Consider the following 18,175-nt stretch of genomic DNA (forward strand, 5'->3'; position numbering starts at 1 on the left):
GGGACAGTTTAGGGAAGTCGGGTCCGCTGGATCGCGGCGCGCCACAGCTCCTGAGCCTTTCGCACGCAATCATCGAGCGGTTGCGACGTGTCGACGCGATGGGCGGTATCCCACTCGAAGTCGTGAGCTGCCAGCGCTTCGGCGATCTGTGGTGTCGCATCGGAGTTGCCCGGGGCCCTGCTTCTGATTCGGTCGGCGGCGACCTCAACCGGCACCACGCACTGGATCTCGGTGGTCGCCGCGTGCTTGTGGGCGGCCAGGCGGCGGGCCGCGGCACGGACCTGCCCATCGCGCCAGGTTCCATCGAGGATCACCGACTGACCGCTGGCCAGATACCGGCCCGCCCGATGCAGGATCGCCTGGTAGACGGCAGCCACATTGGCCGGTGCATACAAACCGGCGCCCAGGGAGCCGGCCTCTCCGCTCAGCTGCCCCGACTCGTGCAGTTCTTTGCGCACGTCGTCGGTGGACAGCACCACCGCCCCGATCTGTTCGGCGAGCTTTCGGGCCAGCGTCGACTTACCGGTTCCGGGACCGCCCCCGACCAGCGCCAGCCGGATCGCGCCGCGCTCGAGGTGGCTCACCGCGATCGCCAGGTGGCGCGCCGCGGCGGCGTCAGCCCCGGCCTTGCCCTGGGTCAGCCGCACGCAGTCCACTTTCGCCCGCACCGTGGCGCGGTAGGCGATATAGAAATCCCGCAACGAGGACGGCGCCGTGTCGCCCGCATAGGTGGCGTAGCGGTTCAGGAAGTGGTCGCCGAGATCCTTGCGGCCCAGGAATTCCAGGTCCATGGCAAGGAAGGCGGCGTCGTCGATGCGGTCGATGAAACGCAAGTCGTCACTGAACTCCAGGCAGTCGAGCAGCACCGGCCGGTTCTCCGCCCAGAAGATGTCATCGGCGAGCAGGTCGGCATGGCCGTCGACAATGCAGCCCGCGTCGATCCGCTGAGCGAACAGATCCGCTCGACCGGCAAGGTATGCGCCGGCGAGATCCTCAACAAGGCGCACCGTCTCGCCGGGCACCACGGTGTCAGCGTGACGGCGCAGGGTGGGGAAGTTGTCGAACCACCGTTGGTGGATAGCCTCGGGCTTGCCCTGCAGGCTGATTCGCGGGCCGCGCTCGGCACGGTCGTGGAAGTCTGCCAGTGTCCGGGCGATGCTGTCGAGCACGCCTTCTACCGGGGCACCACTGCTGACCATCGAAGCCAACCGCTGGTCGTCCTGATAGCGGCGCATGACGACGATCGGTTCGGGCGCCCCGGCGGACGGACCGCTGAGATGGGCCACCCCGAAGTAACTGTCGGGGGCGATTCGGCTGTTGAGGCGGACTTCCCGCGCGCACGCCTCTTCGCGCTGCTCGACGGTACGGAAGTCCAGGAAGTCGGTCTGCACCGGCTTCTTGGCCTTGTAGGCACGATCGCCGGCCAAGATCACCACGCCGGAGTGCGTTTCGTGGGCCGCGACGTAGGGCGCCGCTTTCGGCGCACCCACGTCGCCGTGTGTCGTGGACTCCATGACATCCAGTGTTACCAGCGCGGCCCGGGGCGGGGGCGAGCAACGGACCGCCCCCGAGCGTGGCCGACGGTCATCTTCCGTCCGGGCGGACCACGATCACCGGAATGCCTGCGGCCTGAACCACCGCGGAGCTGACCGACCCCAAGAGCTGACTGGCGAATCCGCCACGGCCGCGACTACCGACCACCACCAGCTGAGCCTGCTCGGCCGCCTTGACCAACCAGCGAGCCGGGTGGTCACGGACGACCCGTCGCTCGACGGCGACATCCGGATATTGCTCCTGGTAGCCCGCCAGGCGTTCGGCGAGGATCTCGTGGCCCTGGACTTCGTAGTCGTGCTGGTCCACGTTGAGGATGGGCATGACCCCGACGTCACTCCAGGCGTGCAATGCCACCAGCGATACTCCGCGGTGGGAGGCCTCCTCAAAGGCCAGCGCCGTAGCCCGCTCCGACGCGGGTGAACCGTCGATGCCCACCACCACGGGCGCATCTGTCGCGCAAGCCCGATCGGTGCGAATGACCGCAACCGGACCCTGTGCGTGGTGAATCAGGCTGGTGCTCACCGAGCCCAGCAGCAGGCGGCCGATCGCACCCAATCCCGTTGAGCCCACGACGGTCAGCCAACAATTCTTGGTGACACCGATCAGCGTCGAGACCACCGGGGCGTAGGCCATCTCGGTGCGCACCTCCGGTGACGCGGCGTCGCCCCGGCTGGCGTCGACGACGTTGCGGGCCCGCGCCAGGATCTTGTTCGCCTCGTCGGCCTGCCAGCTGGGGATTCCCTCGGACATCGGCCCGGGTGGCCAGCCGGTCTCCAGGGGCGTCACCACATGCAGCAGCGTGAGCGGCAACTGGCGCATGATCGCCTCATGCGTCGCCCAGGCCACTGCCGCGTCGGATTCAGGCGATCCGTCCACACCCACCACGATTCCGGGTGTCGTTCTCACTTGTGACATCGCAGGCCTCCAACCATATTGATCAGCCGGCTAGCCGACTTACCTTTGAAACTACTGCGGCCCGGGATGATTCGGCAGGGGCCGTTGGACCTCAATTGCCGATCCAGCTGCCCTTTGTCCTGACGTGACGGCCTGCAAACTCTTGCGGCGGCACCGATTCCGATGATGAAATATCGGTATACGATCTATTATGGCAGCTGCCGAATCGACAGCCACCGCCCATCAAACGGAGGCGCAACATATGTTCAATAGCAGCTAGCACAGGTAGCGACGCGCAGGTTCTCGCGAGTACCGCGACCCTTTGGCTATCGCCGCTGCGTATTCCCGCGAGTTGCCCATGCTGCTCTCCGGTACGGACGGGGAACCACGCGTAGAAGCGACAAACAACTCCGGCGGAGACAACATCCACCGCCCCGCCCGTTTCTGATTGGGTCAATTGTCAATGCAGGCAACGGTGGCGGCCTCCCCCACCTCACGGCCGACGACGGGCACGGTCCGGAAAAGAAACGGAGAGCCGTGCCATGTTCAACCCGGCGTACCACTGCGTCACCACCGCCGCGATCACCGCGCTCGCTGCTGCCATGTTGCCGTGCGGCGCGGCAGCGGCAGACCCGAATCAAGACGACCAGTTTCTGGCGGTACTGCAAGAGAAGCAGATTCCCGCCATGGAAAACATCTCGACCGTTGTCGCCGCCGGCCACACCGTGTGCCGCAAACTCGACGACGGTATACCGGCGCGCACCGTCCTGGACGGATTGGACAACGATGCCTTCGGAATGAACCCCGCATTGCGCGAGCAGTCAGATCGGCTGGCGGCCACCATGAGCCGATTCATAGCGGCAGCAGTCGAGGTCTACTGTCCGGGCGACCAGGGCAAGATCGCTTCACTGGCGGCCGCTCGCACGTCCACCGCGCCCGCCGGCCGGTTCGTGGCAGCGCATCACCGTCTCCGGACCGGCACCGGTGGCGCGGTGCTCGGCTCACCGGTCGACACCATAGCCACCGGCGACGCGTCGCAACCGAAACCGCCGAAGATTCCACCGCCGAAGGCACCCAAGGCCAAGATCCCCCGGTCGCCCGGGACCGCCACGAAACCACCGCCACAACAAAAGCCGCCGCCACCGCCCAAACTGCCCCCACCGCCCCAAGCGCCACCCGAGCAGCTCCCGCCGCCGCCTCCGCCGGAGCAGATGCTGCCCCCGCCACCGCAGCAGCCGCCACCGCCGCCGCAAAACCTGCCGGCCCCCGGCGGTCCACCGTCCGGCAGTGCCACCGACCGCAGCGGCTCAGAAAACGGCGGCGGCGACAACGGCGGCGCAGGCGGCGGGGGCTCCGACATCGGCACGCCTGCCGAGCCGCCGCCGGCGCAACCCAGGGCGCCCGGCATGATCCAACTCGTGCCGTGGTGAGGCGGGGCCGGCCGACTGGCTAACCGATGTGCAAGGGATCGATCTGGACCCGCACCGGGTGAGTCGAGCCGCGTGCGCTGAGCACTCCGATGCCGTGACGCAACGCTGAAGCCAACGGCAAGCCGTGGTCGCGACCCACCCTGACCAGCATCCGGATCACATTCAGCTCGTCGGGCACCCCGGCCGGACGCCGTACTCCCGGCGGCAACGGCACCGGCCCCAGCAGGTCGGCGCCGTCGGGCAGCCGCGCCTGCTCCAGCAGCGTCGTCACCGACTCCGGATCACCGTCGAGGGCCGCCATGTGCACCGCGGGCGGCAGCCCCACCTCGGCCCGGGTGGCCAACTCGGCGTCGGCATGGCCGACCGGATCCCACCGGATCAGCGCCTGCACCGTCGGGATCGACGATTCGGCGACCACCGTCACCAGCCCGCCGGACGCATGGTCACGCACCAGCGCCGCCGCGCCCATCCAGCGCCGCAGGGTGTCCTCGGCGGCACGCAGATCCTGGCGGCCCAGCAGCGCCCAACTGTCCAGCAACAACGCTGCCCCGTAGCCGTGCGGGGCGCGGGGTTCGGCGCCGGGAGTGGCGATCACCAGGGCCGCACCGTCCTCGATGCGGTCGACGATGGTGTCACCGGCGGAGGTCACGACCGGGGTGCCCGGGAAGGCGCGGCCAAGTTCTTCGGCGGTGCGCCGGGCGCCGATGACCACCGCCCGCACGGCATCCGACCCGCAGCACGCGCACCGCAGCGCCGGGTCGACCCGGCCGCACCAGCGGCACTGGGCGGCCCCGCCACGCTCGGGCAGCGACAACGGCCCGGTGCAGTGCCGACAGCGCGCGATCGTGCGGCAGCGCCCACAGGCCAGCGACGGAACATAACCGCGCCGGGGCACCTGCACCAGTACCGGCGCCCCGGCAGCCAGTGCGCTGCGCGCGCTCTGCAGCGCCACCGTGGGCAAGCGAGCGCTGCGCGCCGCGGCGTCGCGCTCCTCGGCATAGCCGGTGTCGTCCAGGGCGACCACCCGCGGCACGGCCGCCCGCAACACCGCCCGCGGGGCCACCACGTCGTGCGCCCACCCGGTGCCCACCAGAGCGTGCGCTTCGGCGGTGCGGGCGTGCCCGCCGATCAGGGCGGCGCAGCCCGCCAGATGCGCCCGCAGCATCGCCACCTCGCGGGCATGGGGATAGGGCGCCCGCGGCTCCGCAAGGGAGTCGTCACCGTCATCCCAGACCATCACCAGGCCCAGATCAGCCAGCGGGGCGAATACCGCACTGCGCGTACCGATCACCAGCCGCGCCCCGCCCCGCAACACCGACAGCCAGCGCCGGTAACGGGTGGCCGGGCCCAATCCGGCGGACAGCGCCACCACCGACGGCTCATCGATGCGGGCCGTCGCGGCCCGATACAGTGCGTCGACGTCTCGCTGATCGGGCACGATCGCCAGGGCGGTGCGGCCGGCGCGGATCGTCTGGGCGGCGGCGTCGACGAACCGGTCGGTCCAGGAGTCCCCGGGCAGCACCTGCCACACCGCACGCGCCGCCCGGCCTTCGCCCAGCGCGGCCAGAAACGATCCGCCCGCTCCGTAGCGCCGCCAGCCCGCGGGGTCGACCGGGCCGATGACGGGGGGTTCGGTTGGCGGCATCGCTTCGCGTTCCACCCGGGCGTGCCGGGGCGGCACCGCCAACCGCAGCACGTCGGCCCTGCTGCCGGCATAACGTGCGGCCACCGCCTCCACCAGCCGGCGGACCTCGTCGGTGAGCACCGGTTCGGCCGAGACCACCCGCTCCAGCCGGCCCAGCCTGCCGACATGGTCGGTGTCGGCACGACGCTCCCAGACGAAGGCGTCCACCAGCCGGCCGTGAAAGCGCACCCGCACCCGGGCCCCGGGCCGGGCATCCTCGTCCTGCTCCGAGGTGACGAGATAGTCGAATTCCCGGTCTAGGTGCGGCACCGACAGCATCGGCAGCACCCGAGCGATGGGCTCGCTGCGGCCGCCGGGTTCGCTGTCGACACTCACCACGCAGGTCTAGCAGACGGCGCCGACCGCGGCAGACGGCGGATCACAGCCATGACGGGCTGTGTATCGGCGGGCACGTGCCCAACTGAGCTGAATTACGTTGCTGCGGTATGCCCGAACAGCGCGGGGCCCACGCGGCCGCGGTGCGACGTCGCGAGGCGGACCTCGCCACGCGGATGCGGACTGCGGGGCTGACCGATCACCTGCTGGCCGCCACAGTGCACGATGCCGCCGCGCACGCCCGTGCCGGCGGTCGCCACCTGCACGCCATCCACGGCGAGATCCGCGACACCCTGGCTTCTCCGTGGGCGCCGGTCTGGGACACCCCGGCCGGTGCCCGCCACTTCCAGCTCTTCCTGGCCGCCAAGCTGCGAGAGATCTGCCGGGTGGTCGCTGACGGCATCGCCGACAATCGGTTCCAGACAGGCCGGTTGCGCTCGAGCGGTTCCGGCTACGGTGTGCCGGCCCGGCTGCGCGACCGGATCAACCGGCAGGCGCTGGCCGACGACATTCGCCGGGTGGCCAACCCGACGTCGGCGATCAGTCCCGCCGAGCTGGCGCGCTACCAGAACGCGCTACGGGTCCGCGACGGGCTCGCGGTCAACGCCGGTGACGGCGCCGCCCCGGTGCTGCTGCTCACCTATGAACCGGCAGCGTTCGGCGGACGCGGGCGGGCTGCGATCGCGATCGGCGATCCGGACACCGCTGACAACGTCACCGTGCTAGTGCCCGGCGCACACAGCAGCGTCCGCGACGGCTACCTGTCGCACCCGGACGGGCGCAATGTCTATCGCGAGGTGGTCCGCTCCGATCCCGACCGCACCAATTCGGTCGTGGTATGGATGGGTTATCGCGCACCGGACAGCCTGTTCGATCCGGCGGTGACCCAACCGGCTGCCGCACGGGCCGGGGGCAGGCTGCTGGCCGCCGACGTCAACTCCCTGATGGCGTCGCATGTCGGCGGATCACACGTCACCGTTGTGGGTCACTCCTACGGCTCGACGGCGGTGGCCGACGCGGCGGCCTCGGCGGGGTTGCGCGCTGATGACGTGGTGCTCGTCGGGTCACCGGGAACCGACCTGGCCCACAGCGCCAACGACTTTCACCTGCCGGCCGGTGGTCACGTGTATGTGGGGGCGGCGTCGTCGGATCCGATCACCGGCTTCGGTGGCGAGCCGCAATTACCGCTGCACCCAACATCGGCCACGCTCGGGCTGGGCGTCGACCCGGCCGCCGACGGGTACGGGTCCACTCGCTTCAAAGCCGAAACCCACGGTGTGACATTGCCGATGAGCGGCCACAGCTCCTACTTCGATCCCGGCGGGGAGTCCCTGTTCAGCATCGGCGACATCGCTTCGGGACACGGCGATGCGTTGGCGAACCACCACATGACCGCCCTGCACCGCCGTCGGCTGCCCGCCTTCGATCCGGAACGACTGCGTCCCGGGACCGGGAATCACCGGCATTGACCGACCGAGCCCGGCGGCGGATGTCAGTCCGTGGCCGCCGCTTCGGTGCCGGTGGGCCGGCCGAAGAAGAACCCGGCGGTGATCAGCAGCTGTGCGGCCGCGTAGGCCCACCAGATCGGCACCGCCAGCAGTTCATTGCCCAACACGAACTGGCTGGCTCCGATCATGGCGTCCGACACCGCGAAGCACACCGCGCCGATCGCGGTCCAGGGGGTGGGCAGCTTCGCCAGCAGCGCGGCGCACACCATCGCGCCGAGCACCCCGACGTACACCGTCACCGGCAGGGTCATGCCTTCGCGGGCCATGCCGGGCCAGAACCACGCCAACAGCACCAGGCAGCTCACCGCCACCACGCCCGCCCCGACCAGCCGGGCCCGCGACACCACCACCAGCGGCAGCAGCGCGCCCAAAAAGCACAGGTGGGCCACGAGGAACGCGGCAAGACCTGCGACGAAGGACGGTTCCCACCACGGGATGGCCAGCAACCAGTCGCCGGTAGCCGAGAAGATCAGGGCCGGGATCAGCCAGCGCGCCTCCCGCAGTATCGGGTGGGCGGCCGCGGCGAACACCAGCAGCACCGCCATCGCCGCCTTGAAGGCCGGCTGCCCGACCCACTGCCCGGTCAGCGCCTCTCCCGGCGCTGAGCGCAACGCCACCACCGTCAGGAAGATGCCGTAAGCCACTCCCAGCCATCCCGCAGCTGCCCAGCCGGTGAATACTCGTTTGGTTGCGTACGGTGTTTTTATGCCAGCAATCGACCCCATAGTGCTGAAGGTACTGGAAGCCGTCCCGTTCCGACTGACACTGGACGACGGCGCCGAAGCAGCGCGTCGCGCTATGCGCAACCTGCCCCATCGGCCGGTGCACCCGGAGCTTCCCAGCGAGGACCGGGTGATCGATGGACCCGGGGGCGCCCTGCCGATACGCATCTACCGGCCGGCGGGCACCGAATCGGGTGGCGCGCCGGTGGTGGTGTTCTTTCACGGCGGCGGCTTCGTCGCCGGCGACCTCGATACCCACGACGGCACCGCGCGCATGCACGCAGTCGACGCGGGTGCGGTGGTGGTGTCTGTGGACTACCGTCTGGCCCCGGAGAACCTGTTCCCGGCCGCTGTCGAGGACGCGATGGCGGCCACCGAGTGGGTGGCGGATCACGCCACCGAGCTGGGCGTAGACCCGTCGAAGCTGGCGGTGGCCGGGGATTCGGCGGGCGGGAACCTGGCCGCGGTGGTGTGCCAGCTGGCCCGTGACGCCGGCGGTCCGGCGATCGCCTTCCAGCTGCTGTGGTACCCGGCCACCACCTACGACGGCAGCCTGCCGTCATTCACCGAGAACGCCAACGCGCCGATCATCGACAGCGCCGCGATCGCCGCGTTGACGCGCGCCTACGCCGGGGACCTCGACCTGACCAGCCCACCGGCGAATCTGGCTCCGGCACGCGCCGAGAATCTCGCCGGCCTGCCGCCGGCCTACATCGCGGTCGCCGGGCACGATCCGCTGCGCGACGACGGGATCCGGTACGGGGAGCTACTGGCCGCTGCCGGGGTTCCGGTGCAAGTCCACAACGCCGAGACGCTGGTGCACGGCTATCTGGGCTACGCCGGCGTGATCCCGGTGGCCACTGAGGCCGCCGACCTCGGCCTGGCCGCGTTGCGGGCTGCCCTGGCGTGATGCGATGCGGCTGAACCAGGTAACCGTCGGCAGCACCGACCTGGACCGCGCCGAGACGTTCTACGGCCTGCTCGGACTGCGGCTGATCGTCAAGACGGACGACTACCTACGGTTCGAGTGCCCGGACGGGGACAGCACCTTCTCGGTCGAGCGCAGCAGCGAGATCGCGTCCGATGAGCGGGTGACGATCTATTTCGAAGCCGACGATCTTGACGAGCAATACCAGCGGTTGCGCGGTTCGGTTGAGTTCACCCAACCACCCACCGACATGGCGTGGCTGTGGCGAGAGGCCCGGCTGTTCGATCCCGACGGCCACCGATTGTGCCTGTTTCACGCCGGCGAAACCCGCCGCAATCCACCGTGGCGTCTGCCGCCGCAGGATTTGCCGTAACACCGCCCCGGTCGCCCGGCGTGCGCGCTACCGTCGACCTCGATCGACACCGGCGATGAGGAGCGCATCGTGAGCGAGGAACCCGACCACGAGATTCTGATCGTCGGCGCCGGCTTCTCCGGCATCGGAGCAGCCATCAATCTGGACCGTGCCGGGATGTCGGACTTCTCGATCATCGAAGCCGGCGACGGGGTCGGCGGCACCTGGCACTGGAACACCTATCCGGGTATCGCCGTGGACATCCCGTCGTTCTCCTACCAGTTCTCGTTCGAGCAGAGCCCGGACTGGTCGCGCACCTACGCGCCTGGCGGGGAGCTGAAGGCCTACGCCGAGCACTGCGTGGACAAGTACGGTCTGCGCTCGCGAATCCGGTTCGCCACCAAGGTGGTTGCCGCGGAGTTCGACGACGAACGCGGCTGGTGGCGCGTTCAGACGGATCAACTCGGTGAGCTCAGCGCGCGATTCCTGATCAACGCCAGCGGGGTGCTGACCACCCCCAACCTTCCTGACATCGCCGGTGTCGACACCTTCGCCGGGGTGACGATCCATACCGCGCGTTGGGACCATTCGCAGGACCTGACCGGCAAGCGCGTGGCGGTGATCGGCACCGGCGCCTCTGCGGTGCAGGTGATCCCGGAGATCGCGCCGAAGGTTTCCGCACTGACCGTATTCCAGCGGACACCGATCTGGTGCTTCCCGAAATTCGATGTGCCGCTGCCCACTCCGATCCGCTGGGCGATGCGGATTCCCGGCGGCAAGTCCCTGCAGCGGCTGGTCAGTCAGGCCTACGTCGAGGCGACCTTCCCCATCGCGGCGCAGTACTTCACGGTGTTTCCGCTGGCCAAGCAGATGGAGTCGGCGGGACGGGCGTATCTGCGGCGCCAGGTGCGCGATCCAGAACTGCGTAAGCAGCTCACCCCGCACTACGCCGTCGGCTGCAAGCGCCCCGGCTTCCACAACACCTACCTGTCGACGTTCAACCGCGACAACGTGCACCTGGTGGTCGACCCCATCGACCGGATCGCTCCCACCGGGGTCATCACCGCCGACGGGACGTCCCACGAGGTCGACGTGCTGATCTTGGCCACCGGTTTCAAGGTGATGGACAGCGACAACATTCCCACCTTCGGCGTCACCGGGGCCGGAGGCCAGACCCTGGCCAGCTTCTGGGACGAGCACCGACTGCAGGCCTACGAGGGGGTCAGCATCCCAGGATTCCCCAATCTGTTCAGTGTCTTCGGCCCGTACGGCTACGTCGGGTCATCGTATTTCGCACTCGTGGAAGCACAGACGCATCACATCGTGCGGTGCCTGAAGAGCGCCCGTGGCCGTGGGGCGACCCGGATCGAGATATCGGAGGCGGCCAATACCCGCTATTTCGACGAGATGATGAGCAAACGGCACCGCCAGGTGTTCTGGCAGGACAGCTGCAAATCGGCCAACAGCTACTACTTCGACAAGCACGGGGATGTCCCGCTGCGGCCCACCACCACCGTGGAGGCCTACTGGCGCAGCCGCCGCTTCGACATGGACGACTACCTGTTCAGCGCCTGACTGCCGTAGGCCGAAAGACGCGAAAGCCCCCAATTCGAGGCCGAAATGGGGGCTTTCGCGACTGCTGGCGCAAGCAACTAGATGGCGCGCTTGAGGTCGTCGACCTTGTCCAGCTGCTCCCACGGCAGTTCGATGTCGGTACGGCCGAAGTGACCGTAAGCCGCGGTCGGTGCGTAGATCGGACGCAGCAGGTCCAGGTCACGCACGATCGCGCCCGGGCGTAGGTCGAACACCTCCGGGACGATCTTCTCGATCTTGACCGGGTCGACGGTGGCGGTGCCGAAGGTCTCGATGAACAGACCGACCGGCGCGGCTTTGCCGATGGCGTAGGCCACCTGGACCTCGACGCGCTGGGCCAGGCCCGCGGCGACGATGTTCTTGGCCACCCAGCGCATCGCGTAGGCGGCCGAGCGGTCCACCTTCGACGGGTCCTTGCCGGAGAAGGCGCCGCCGCCGTGGCGAGCCCAGCCGCCGTAGGTGTCGACGATGATCTTGCGGCCGGTCAGGCCGGCGTCACCCATCGGTCCGCCGACGACGAACTTGCCGGTCGGGTTGATCAGGATGCGGGTCGACGACGAGTCCAGCGTCTCGTGAGCGAGCTCGGCGAGCACGGTGGAGATGACGTGCTCGCGCAGGTCGGGGTCCAGGGTGTTGACCAGGTCGATGCCCTCGGCGTGCTGGGTGGAGATCACCACGGTGTCCAGCCGGGTCGGGACGTCGTCCTCGTACTCGATGGTGACCTGGGTCTTACCGTCGGGGCGCAGGTAGTCCAGCGTGCCGTTTTTGCGAACCTCGGTTAGCCGCCGCGACAGGCGGTGAGCCAGCGCGATGGGCAGCGGCATCAGCTCCGGGGTGTCGGCGATCGCGTAGCCGAACATCAGGCCCTGGTCGCCGGCGCCCTGGGAGTCCAGCGGGTCGGCCGCACCCTCGACGCGGGCCTCGTGGGCGGTGTCGACGCCCTGGGCGATGTCGGGCGACTGCGCGCCGATCCCGATGTTGACCCCGCAGGTCTCACCGTCGAAGCCTTTGGCCGAGGAGTCGTAGCCGATCTCCAGGATGCGCTCGCGCACCGTGTTGGTGATGTTGGCGAAGGCTTCGCGGGCGTTGGTGGTCACCTCACCGACCACGTGCACCTGGCCGGTGGTGACCAGGGTTTCCACCGCAACACGCGAACGGGGGTCATCGGCGAGCAGTGCGTCGAGCACCGAGTCGCTGATGGCGTCACAGATCTTGTCGGGGTGGCCCTCGGTCACCGACTCACTGGTGAACAGCCGTCCCTTTTCGCTCACAATGTCGCCTTCCGGGTAATCGTTCAAGAAGTTAGCTCGGGCTAATATAGCCGTGTGGTCCTCGGGAGAGCCTGGCAGCCCGGTGCCCATCCCCCGTGCCACGGGCCGGGTAATGGCGGTGCTGCCCTCCGTCCAGAAAATCCTCGACAACATCCCCCACGACGAGGATCCTGAACGACTCGGCCCTGCGAGCGCCTACTCTACCGTCCGGTCGCCGCCGTCGCCTGTTCGACCCGGACCGCCCAGGCGACCAGTGACCGCAGATAACTGAGCACCAATTCGTCCGGGTGAGTTCGCGGATCGGTGAGGTGGAGCAGGGCCAGTTCCTCCAACGCCGACAGCAACAGCCGGGTCGTCACGCCGTCGGCGTCGACTGGGTGGCCCACGATCCGGGACAGCCGCCCCGCGGCGATGGTTCGGGCATAGCGACGGCCCGCCTCGGTGCGGGCCCCCAACTGGGGCGGAGCACCGGCGGGCGAGCTCAGGATGATGCGCCAGCTGGTCGGCGCCGCATGCAGATACGCCAGAATGCCGCGGCCGAGCGCGTCCGGGTCCTCGTCGGGCGGACCGTCTACGCTGCGCATTCCAGCGAAGGCAATCGCCGATTCGCGGTCCAGTAGTGCGGTCATCAGGCCGGCCAGATCACCGAAGTTCTGATACAGCACCGTCCGGGTGACCTGCGCGGCGCGGGCCACCCGTTCGATGGTCACCGCGGCGTAGCCCTCGGCGGCGACGATGTCGCGGGCGTGGTCGAGCAACTGCGTCCGCCGCGCTTGTGCCGACATCCGCCGCTTCGGCTCTGATTGCGGGCTCATGGCGAGGGCGGCAGCTCGAGCAGTAATTCCACGGCGCGGGCCGCGCTCTGGGCGGCGCTTTCCATGGTCGCCGACCAATCGGTTCGGGTCCAGTCCCCGGCGAGCACCAGGCTCGGCACCGACGTGCGTTGATCCGGGCGCAGCCCGTCGGTGCCCACCACCTGCGAAAAGGTGGCTTTGGGCATCTTCACCACCTGCGCGGCCACCACGTTCGCCTCGGCCGCGGCCGGATAGTAGCGGCGCAGCATGTCCATCTGCTCGGCCACGATCTGTTCGTTGGACCGGTGAATCTGCTCGTAGGCTCCGCTGGTGGTCAGGCAATACAGCCACGCACCATCGGGATCGCGGCGCTGCATCCGCTGCCGGTCGAACACCTCGTCGATGACGCCCGTGCCGCCGATCACCGACTCCATCGCCGCCTCGGTGCCCAACGGACGGTCGAGGTAGAGGTTGGTGCTCACGATCGGTGTGTAGTGCAGCTTTTCTGCTGCGGCGTAAATGTCGGCGTGCTCGGGCAGATCGTCGAGCAGGCCGGCGATATTCGGGTTGGGCACCGCACACACCACCGCGTCCGCCGCGACCTCGGTGCCATCCGCCAGTTGGACGGCACGAACGGCATTGTCTTGCACCACGATTCGCCGCGCCACGGTGCGGTAGCGCACCTCCACGCCGAGCCGGTCGAAAACGGCGAGCGCGCCGGAGATGTACAGCGTGTCGAGGTCGGTGGTGGGGTAACCGATGGTCACCGCAGCGCGGTGGCGTAGGCCGAGTCGGATTCCGGTGGCCAGGACGTCGGCAAAGACCTTCGCCGAACCCCGCTCCACCGGCTCGGCCGCGATGCCCAGTGCCAGCCAGTCCCACACCGCCTCCCGGGCCTTGGCGGGCATCCCGACGCGGCGCAGCCACTGGTCGGTGGTCAGATCGGGCAGATCGGCGGGTTGAAACAGTGCTTCACCGGTCAGGCGCACCGTGGCCGCAGCGGTCCGCAGCCGGTCGAGCAGGCTCGCATCGGGGTGCGGCCCGAACAGCGTTCGCACCGCGCCCAGTCCGCGGGTCACCAGGGTGGTGGTGGCCCCGCCGGGCCAGCGCAGCGTTCCGCCGGTCGGAAACTCGACCATCGATCGGGTTCCGACGCTGGTCAGGTAGCGAAACAGGTGGTCGTAGCCGCTGGCGATCACGTGCTGGCCGTTGTCGGCGAGGTCCGCTATGCCCTGCACCTGCATCGCCTGGGTACGTCCGCCGAGCCGGCCGCGCCGCTCCAGCAGCGTCACCTTCTTGCCGGCCTCGGCCAGCCAGACCGCGGCTGCCAGACCGGCCAGACCGCCTCCGATCACCACGTAGCGACGGTCGTCCATTTCCGGCCCCTCTCGGCTAACTTACGTTCTGCAAGTTAGCCGAGTGACGACGAGCGGTCAATGCTGCGATGGCCACGCGGTGGCGGGCCGTGTCAGGCGCGGTTGCTGCCGAGGAACGCCGCAATCGCGTCCACGACGCGGCTGGCCATCAACGTCTTGGAGCCCGACTCCAGGGCGGACTCGGTTCCGTCCGCGGCCAACAGCCAGCCGTCGTTGTGGTCGACCTCGAAGGCCCGGCCGTCCCCGACGGCGTTGACCACCAACAGGTCACAACCCTTGCGGCGTAGCTTCGCCCGAGCGTGGAACAGCACGTCGCCGTTCTCATCGCCGGTCTCCGCGGCAAACCCGACAATGGCCCGCATATTCGGCAGCTGCCCGTCGGCACGGGCACGCACCGCGCCGGCCAGCACGTCGTCGTTGCGGACCAACTCGATGGTCGGCTCCCCCGCGCTGTCGGGGCCCTTCTTGATCTTGGCCTGAGCCACCCGCACCGGGCGGAAGTCGGCGACGGCAGCGGCCATCACCAGGACGTGCGCCTCGGGGGCGTGCTTGGACACCGCGTCATGCAGTTGCTGCGCGGAGCTGACGTGCACCACGTGGACTCCGGCCGGATCGATCAGCCCCGCGGTGTGTGCGGCGATCAGGGTGACCTCGGCGCCACGCTGGGCGGCCACCCGGGCGACGGCGTAGCCCTGCTTGCCCGAACTGCGGTTGCCGATGAAGCGAACCGGGTCGATCGGCTCGCGGGTGCCGCCCGCGGTCACCAGGATCTTCTGCCCGGCCAGGTCGTGCGGCAACGCGTCGGCGCGCTCCAGCAGCAGCGACGCGAAGGTGTTGATCTCCTCGGCCTCGGGCAGCCGGCCGGGGCCGGTGTCGGCGCCGGTCAGCCGGCCCGATGCAGGTTCGAGGACCACTGCGCCGCGTTCCCGCAGCGTCGCCACGTTGGCGACGGTGGCCGGATGCTGCCACATCTCGGTGTGCATGGCCGGAGCGAACAGCACCGGACAGCGCGCGGTGAGCAAGGTGGCGGTCAGCAGGTCGTCGGCGCGACCGGCCACTGCGCGCGCCAACAGGTCAGCGGTCGCCGGTGCAACCACCACCAAGTCGGCCTGCTGGCCGATTGCCACATGGGGGACCTGAGGGACATCGTCGAACACCCCGGTGTCGACCGGCTGGCCCGAGAGCGCCTCGAAGGTGGCTGCCCCGACAAACCGCAGGGCGGACTCGGTCGGGACGACGCGAACCGAATGACCGGCCTCGGCCAGCTGTCGGACCACGGTGCACGCCTTGTATGCGGCGATGCCCCCGGAGACACCGACGACGACCCGTTTCTGGCCCACCGGTACGACCCGTCCTGCCCGGCTCCGGCTACTCGCCTTCGGTGTATTCGAGCAGGTCGCCGTGGATCTCGCGCAGCGCGATCGACAGCGGCTTCTCCTGCAGGCCGGGCTCGACCAGCGGCCCGACGTATTCGAGGATGCCCTCACCGAGCTGGTTGTAGTAGTCGTTGATCTGGCGTGCCCGCTTGGCCGCGTAGATCACCAGCGCGTACTTGCTCGACGCCCGCTGCAGCAGCTCGTCGATGGGCGGATTGGTGATGCCGAGGGGCGTGTCATAACCACCGATCGACGCCGGGTCGAACTCGTCGGCGTCGGTCAGCACGGCCGAGTCGGTCTGCGAGGTACTCACTTAAGACAATCTCCTGAAGCTCTTTGGCTGGGGCGGGTCACGCCTGCTGGTTGTCGTCCGGGTAAATCAGACCGCGCCCGGTGCGGTATCCACCAGCAAGGATACCAATTCTGAGCAGGCTGTTTCCAATCGACTGTTGACCACGACGGCGTCGAAGTCGCCCTGCGCCGCCAACTCGGTGCGTGCGGTGGCCAACCGGCGTTGCATGACCTCGGTGGATTCGGTGCCGCGGCCGGCCAGTCTGGCCTGCAGTGTGTCCCAGTCCGGCGGGGCCAGAAACACCGTGACCGCCTCCGGAAGGGCCTTCTTGATGGCCCGGGCCCCGGCCAGGTCGACCTCGATCAGAACGGGTCGGCCGGAGCGGGTGGCGTCTATGACGGGGGCCGCCGGAGTACCTGAGCGCTGCAGGCCACCGTGAATGTCGGCCCACTCCAGCAGCTCGTTTTTCTCAACCAGCCGGTCGAACTCGGCCGGCGAAACAAATCGGTAGTCGACGCCGTCCACCTCCCCGGGCCTGGGCGCCCGGGTGGTGGCCGACACACTGAAATACAGGTCCGGTACCCGCTCCCGCAGGCACCGGACCACACTCGACTTACCGACCGCGGATGGACCGGACAGCACTACGACGCGTCCCGCGTTCCCGCTGTCCGGTCCTCCACCGGTATTCACTGCCGGGTCAGGAGAAGTCGAACTTTTCCAGCAGCGCCTTGCGCTGCCGGTCGCCCAGGCCGCGCAGCCGGCGGGTGGGGGCGATCTCCAGCTCGGTCATGATCTCCTGCGCCTTGACCTTGCCGACCTTCGGCAACGCTTCCAGCAGCGCAGACACCTTCATCTTGCCAAGGACCTCGTCGGTCTCGGCGTCCTTGAGCACCTGCTTGAGATTGGTGCCGCCACGCTTCAGCCGGTCCTTGAGCTCCGCTCGGGCCCGACGCGCGGCCGCCGCCTTCTCCAACGCGGCGGCGCGCTGCTCGTCGGTCAACTGGGGAAGGGCCACGATTCCTCCGTCTCGTCATCATCGACAACGTCGATGTTTTCCTTGTCCCGGCCAGGTACTTCGGCCAGAGACGACGACCGTACCCACGCCGTCTGACGAAATCTAACCCCACCCCCCCGTTTCCGGCTACAAATGCCCAGCGTATGGGGTCTGGGCGCGGCACCGTCCCACCCGAGTCGGCCACCGTCGCTCGACCCGCTCCGGGGGAACCGTCATCTTCGGTGCCCCGGCCCGAAAAACCGCTCTGAACTAGCCTTTTGCTACATATTCTCGGTCAGATGGGACGCCGCGCCGTGGCCGCGGGGGGTGGTCTTCGGGATGTGACCGGACCTTCACGCCATTGACTTCCCGCCGCGCGGCGTGTCGGGCGTGTCGAGGGCGGTTCCGGCCACCCGGGGGCCATCGGCTGCCGGGGTCCATCGCAACGGACGCCGGCACCTCGACGAGGTGGGCGACCACGGTGTTCGGCACCCTTTGCGGCCCCGGCCAACCCCTGGCAGCCAGGGTCGTCGTCCCGGCCTGCGGATGCGCCGGCGGCAACCCCGGTAAGCCCCCAACGCCCGTTATTTCCGCGCGGAGGCGCTCGATCTCACGGCAAAAAACACGAAACCAGATACCCGCTGGACTGACAGCAACTATTCAGGGAGTTTTTACATTTGCCCAGCCGAAGCCGCGGATTAGCCGCCTAATGTTCCGGCCAGGTGGACGGTCCACCCGGGGGTGTTTATGGGGGGTATGACTATGAACATTTCCGCTGAATACCGTTTCGGTAGAGAAAGTGGGAATTGATGGCGATGACGACAGTCGGCCGTGCTGGCCGGTGGGCTCTTGCGGCGTCCGCGGTGGTGGCACTCGGCGCTTTCGGGATCGGCGCGGCCGGCGCCGAACCCAATGACGGAATCACCGGTGGGGCCGGCAACAACGGCGGGGTGAATGTCAACATGGGGCCCTTCGGGGGCGGTATGAATGTCGGCAGAAACGGCGGCTTCAACTTCGGCCCTAACGGAATCGGCGCCGGCGGCGGACAGAACAACAGCGCCAACGTCAACA

16 protein-coding genes and 1 pseudogene are annotated in these 18,175 nt (G+C 68.7%); 6 read left to right on the plus strand and 11 right to left on the minus strand.

Features of this window, described 5'->3' with window-relative positions:
- Nucleotides 1-8: 8 nt before the first annotated feature.
- Both LI94_RS04950 and LI94_RS04955 read right to left on the minus strand, forming a co-directional pair.
- Entirely contained in the window at nucleotides 9-1,514 is a 1,506-nt protein-coding gene (locus tag LI94_RS04950) for a bifunctional aminoglycoside phosphotransferase/ATP-binding protein (RefSeq protein ID WP_046300477.1), read from the minus strand.
- 70 nt (nucleotides 1,515-1,584) lie between these two features.
- A complete protein-coding gene (locus LI94_RS04955; protein WP_046300478.1) occupies nucleotides 1,585-2,469 on the minus strand; it encodes a universal stress protein in 885 nt (294 codons plus the stop codon).
- Nucleotides 2,470-2,990: 521 nt separating this feature from the next.
- Here LI94_RS04955 and LI94_RS04960 point away from each other — a divergent pair.
- Nucleotides 2,991-3,878: a DUF732 domain-containing protein gene (locus LI94_RS04960; protein WP_046300479.1), complete on the plus strand. Its 888-nt coding sequence runs from the start codon at nucleotides 2,991-2,993 to the stop codon at nucleotides 3,876-3,878.
- Nucleotides 3,879-3,897: 19 nt separating this feature from the next.
- Here LI94_RS04960 and LI94_RS04965 read toward each other — a convergent pair whose 3' ends face one another.
- Nucleotides 3,898-5,841, minus strand: coding sequence for a primosomal protein N' (locus LI94_RS04965; protein ID WP_046300492.1), 1,944 nt, complete (start codon nucleotides 5,839-5,841; stop codon nucleotides 3,898-3,900).
- Between the two features lie 167 nt (nucleotides 5,842-6,008).
- Here LI94_RS04965 and LI94_RS04970 point away from each other — a divergent pair, with 167 nt between their 5' ends.
- Nucleotides 6,009-7,367: an alpha/beta hydrolase gene (locus LI94_RS04970; protein ID WP_046300480.1), complete on the plus strand. Its 1,359-nt coding sequence runs from the start codon at nucleotides 6,009-6,011 to the stop codon at nucleotides 7,365-7,367.
- Between the two features lie 23 nt (nucleotides 7,368-7,390).
- Here the strand turns inward: LI94_RS04970 and LI94_RS04975 are convergent, their stop codons facing one another.
- Nucleotides 7,391-8,113 carry a lysoplasmalogenase gene (locus tag LI94_RS04975; RefSeq protein WP_192830908.1) on the minus strand — a complete coding sequence of 241 codons (723 nt, stop codon included), beginning with the start codon at nucleotides 8,111-8,113 and terminating at the stop codon, nucleotides 7,391-7,393.
- On the opposite strand from LI94_RS04975, the gene LI94_RS04980 reads away from it, so the two are divergent.
- From LI94_RS04980 to LI94_RS04990, 3 genes are all read left to right on the plus strand, one after another.
- Nucleotides 8,112-9,038 (plus strand): alpha/beta hydrolase, encoded by a 927-nt coding sequence (locus LI94_RS04980; RefSeq protein ID WP_046300482.1) that lies wholly within the window; start codon nucleotides 8,112-8,114, stop codon nucleotides 9,036-9,038. The genes LI94_RS04975 and LI94_RS04980 overlap by 2 nt on opposite strands.
- Before the next feature lie 4 nt (nucleotides 9,039-9,042).
- Nucleotides 9,043-9,429: a VOC family protein gene (locus LI94_RS04985; protein WP_046300483.1), complete on the plus strand. Its 387-nt coding sequence runs from the start codon at nucleotides 9,043-9,045 to the stop codon at nucleotides 9,427-9,429.
- A gap of 69 nt (nucleotides 9,430-9,498) precedes the next feature.
- Nucleotides 9,499-10,983, plus strand: a complete 1,485-nt coding sequence (locus tag LI94_RS04990; protein WP_046300484.1) for an NAD(P)/FAD-dependent oxidoreductase — start codon at nucleotides 9,499-9,501, stop codon at nucleotides 10,981-10,983.
- Between the two features lie 77 nt (nucleotides 10,984-11,060).
- On the opposite strand, the gene metK is transcribed toward LI94_RS04990, so the two are convergent.
- From metK to mihF, 7 genes are all read right to left on the minus strand, one after another.
- Nucleotides 11,061-12,272, minus strand: coding sequence for a methionine adenosyltransferase (metK, locus tag LI94_RS04995; RefSeq protein ID WP_024443556.1), 1,212 nt, complete (start codon nucleotides 12,270-12,272; stop codon nucleotides 11,061-11,063).
- A 200-nt stretch (nucleotides 12,273-12,472) separates the two neighbouring features.
- On the minus strand, nucleotides 12,473-13,087 hold the full coding sequence (locus LI94_RS05000; protein ID WP_046300485.1) for a TetR/AcrR family transcriptional regulator: 615 nt from the start codon (nucleotides 13,085-13,087) through the stop codon (nucleotides 12,473-12,475).
- Nucleotides 13,084-14,442, minus strand: a complete 1,359-nt coding sequence (gene hpnE / locus LI94_RS05005) for a hydroxysqualene dehydroxylase HpnE (RefSeq protein ID WP_046300486.1) — start codon at nucleotides 14,440-14,442, stop codon at nucleotides 13,084-13,086. Before hpnE ends, LI94_RS05000 begins: the two co-directional genes overlap by 4 nt.
- A 92-nt stretch (nucleotides 14,443-14,534) precedes the next feature.
- On the minus strand, nucleotides 14,535-15,782 hold the full coding sequence (gene coaBC / locus LI94_RS05010; protein WP_046300487.1) for a bifunctional phosphopantothenoylcysteine decarboxylase/phosphopantothenate--cysteine ligase CoaBC: 1,248 nt from the start codon (nucleotides 15,780-15,782) through the stop codon (nucleotides 14,535-14,537).
- 28 nt (nucleotides 15,783-15,810) lie between these two features.
- Complete coding sequence (gene rpoZ, locus LI94_RS05015; protein WP_024443560.1) at nucleotides 15,811-16,131, minus strand: DNA-directed RNA polymerase subunit omega; 321 nt, start codon at nucleotides 16,129-16,131, stop codon at nucleotides 15,811-15,813.
- A gap of 66 nt (nucleotides 16,132-16,197) precedes the next feature.
- Entirely contained in the window at nucleotides 16,198-16,800 is a 603-nt protein-coding gene (gmk, locus tag LI94_RS05020; protein ID WP_024443561.1) for a guanylate kinase, read from the minus strand.
- Nucleotides 16,801-16,807: 7 nt separating this feature from the next.
- Nucleotides 16,808-17,125, minus strand: coding sequence for an integration host factor, actinobacterial type (gene mihF / locus LI94_RS05025; RefSeq protein WP_003932123.1), 318 nt, complete (start codon nucleotides 17,123-17,125; stop codon nucleotides 16,808-16,810).
- Nucleotides 17,126-17,913: 788 nt separating this feature from the next.
- Between mihF and LI94_RS05030 the strand changes: the two are divergent.
- Nucleotides 17,914-18,175 (plus strand): annotated as a pseudogene (locus tag LI94_RS05030) (hypothetical protein); the annotation flags it as partial.

The sequence above is a fragment of the Mycobacterium sp. UM_Kg27 genome, assembly GCF_000972905.1.
Lineage (GTDB): Bacteria > Actinomycetota > Actinomycetes > Mycobacteriales > Mycobacteriaceae > Mycobacterium.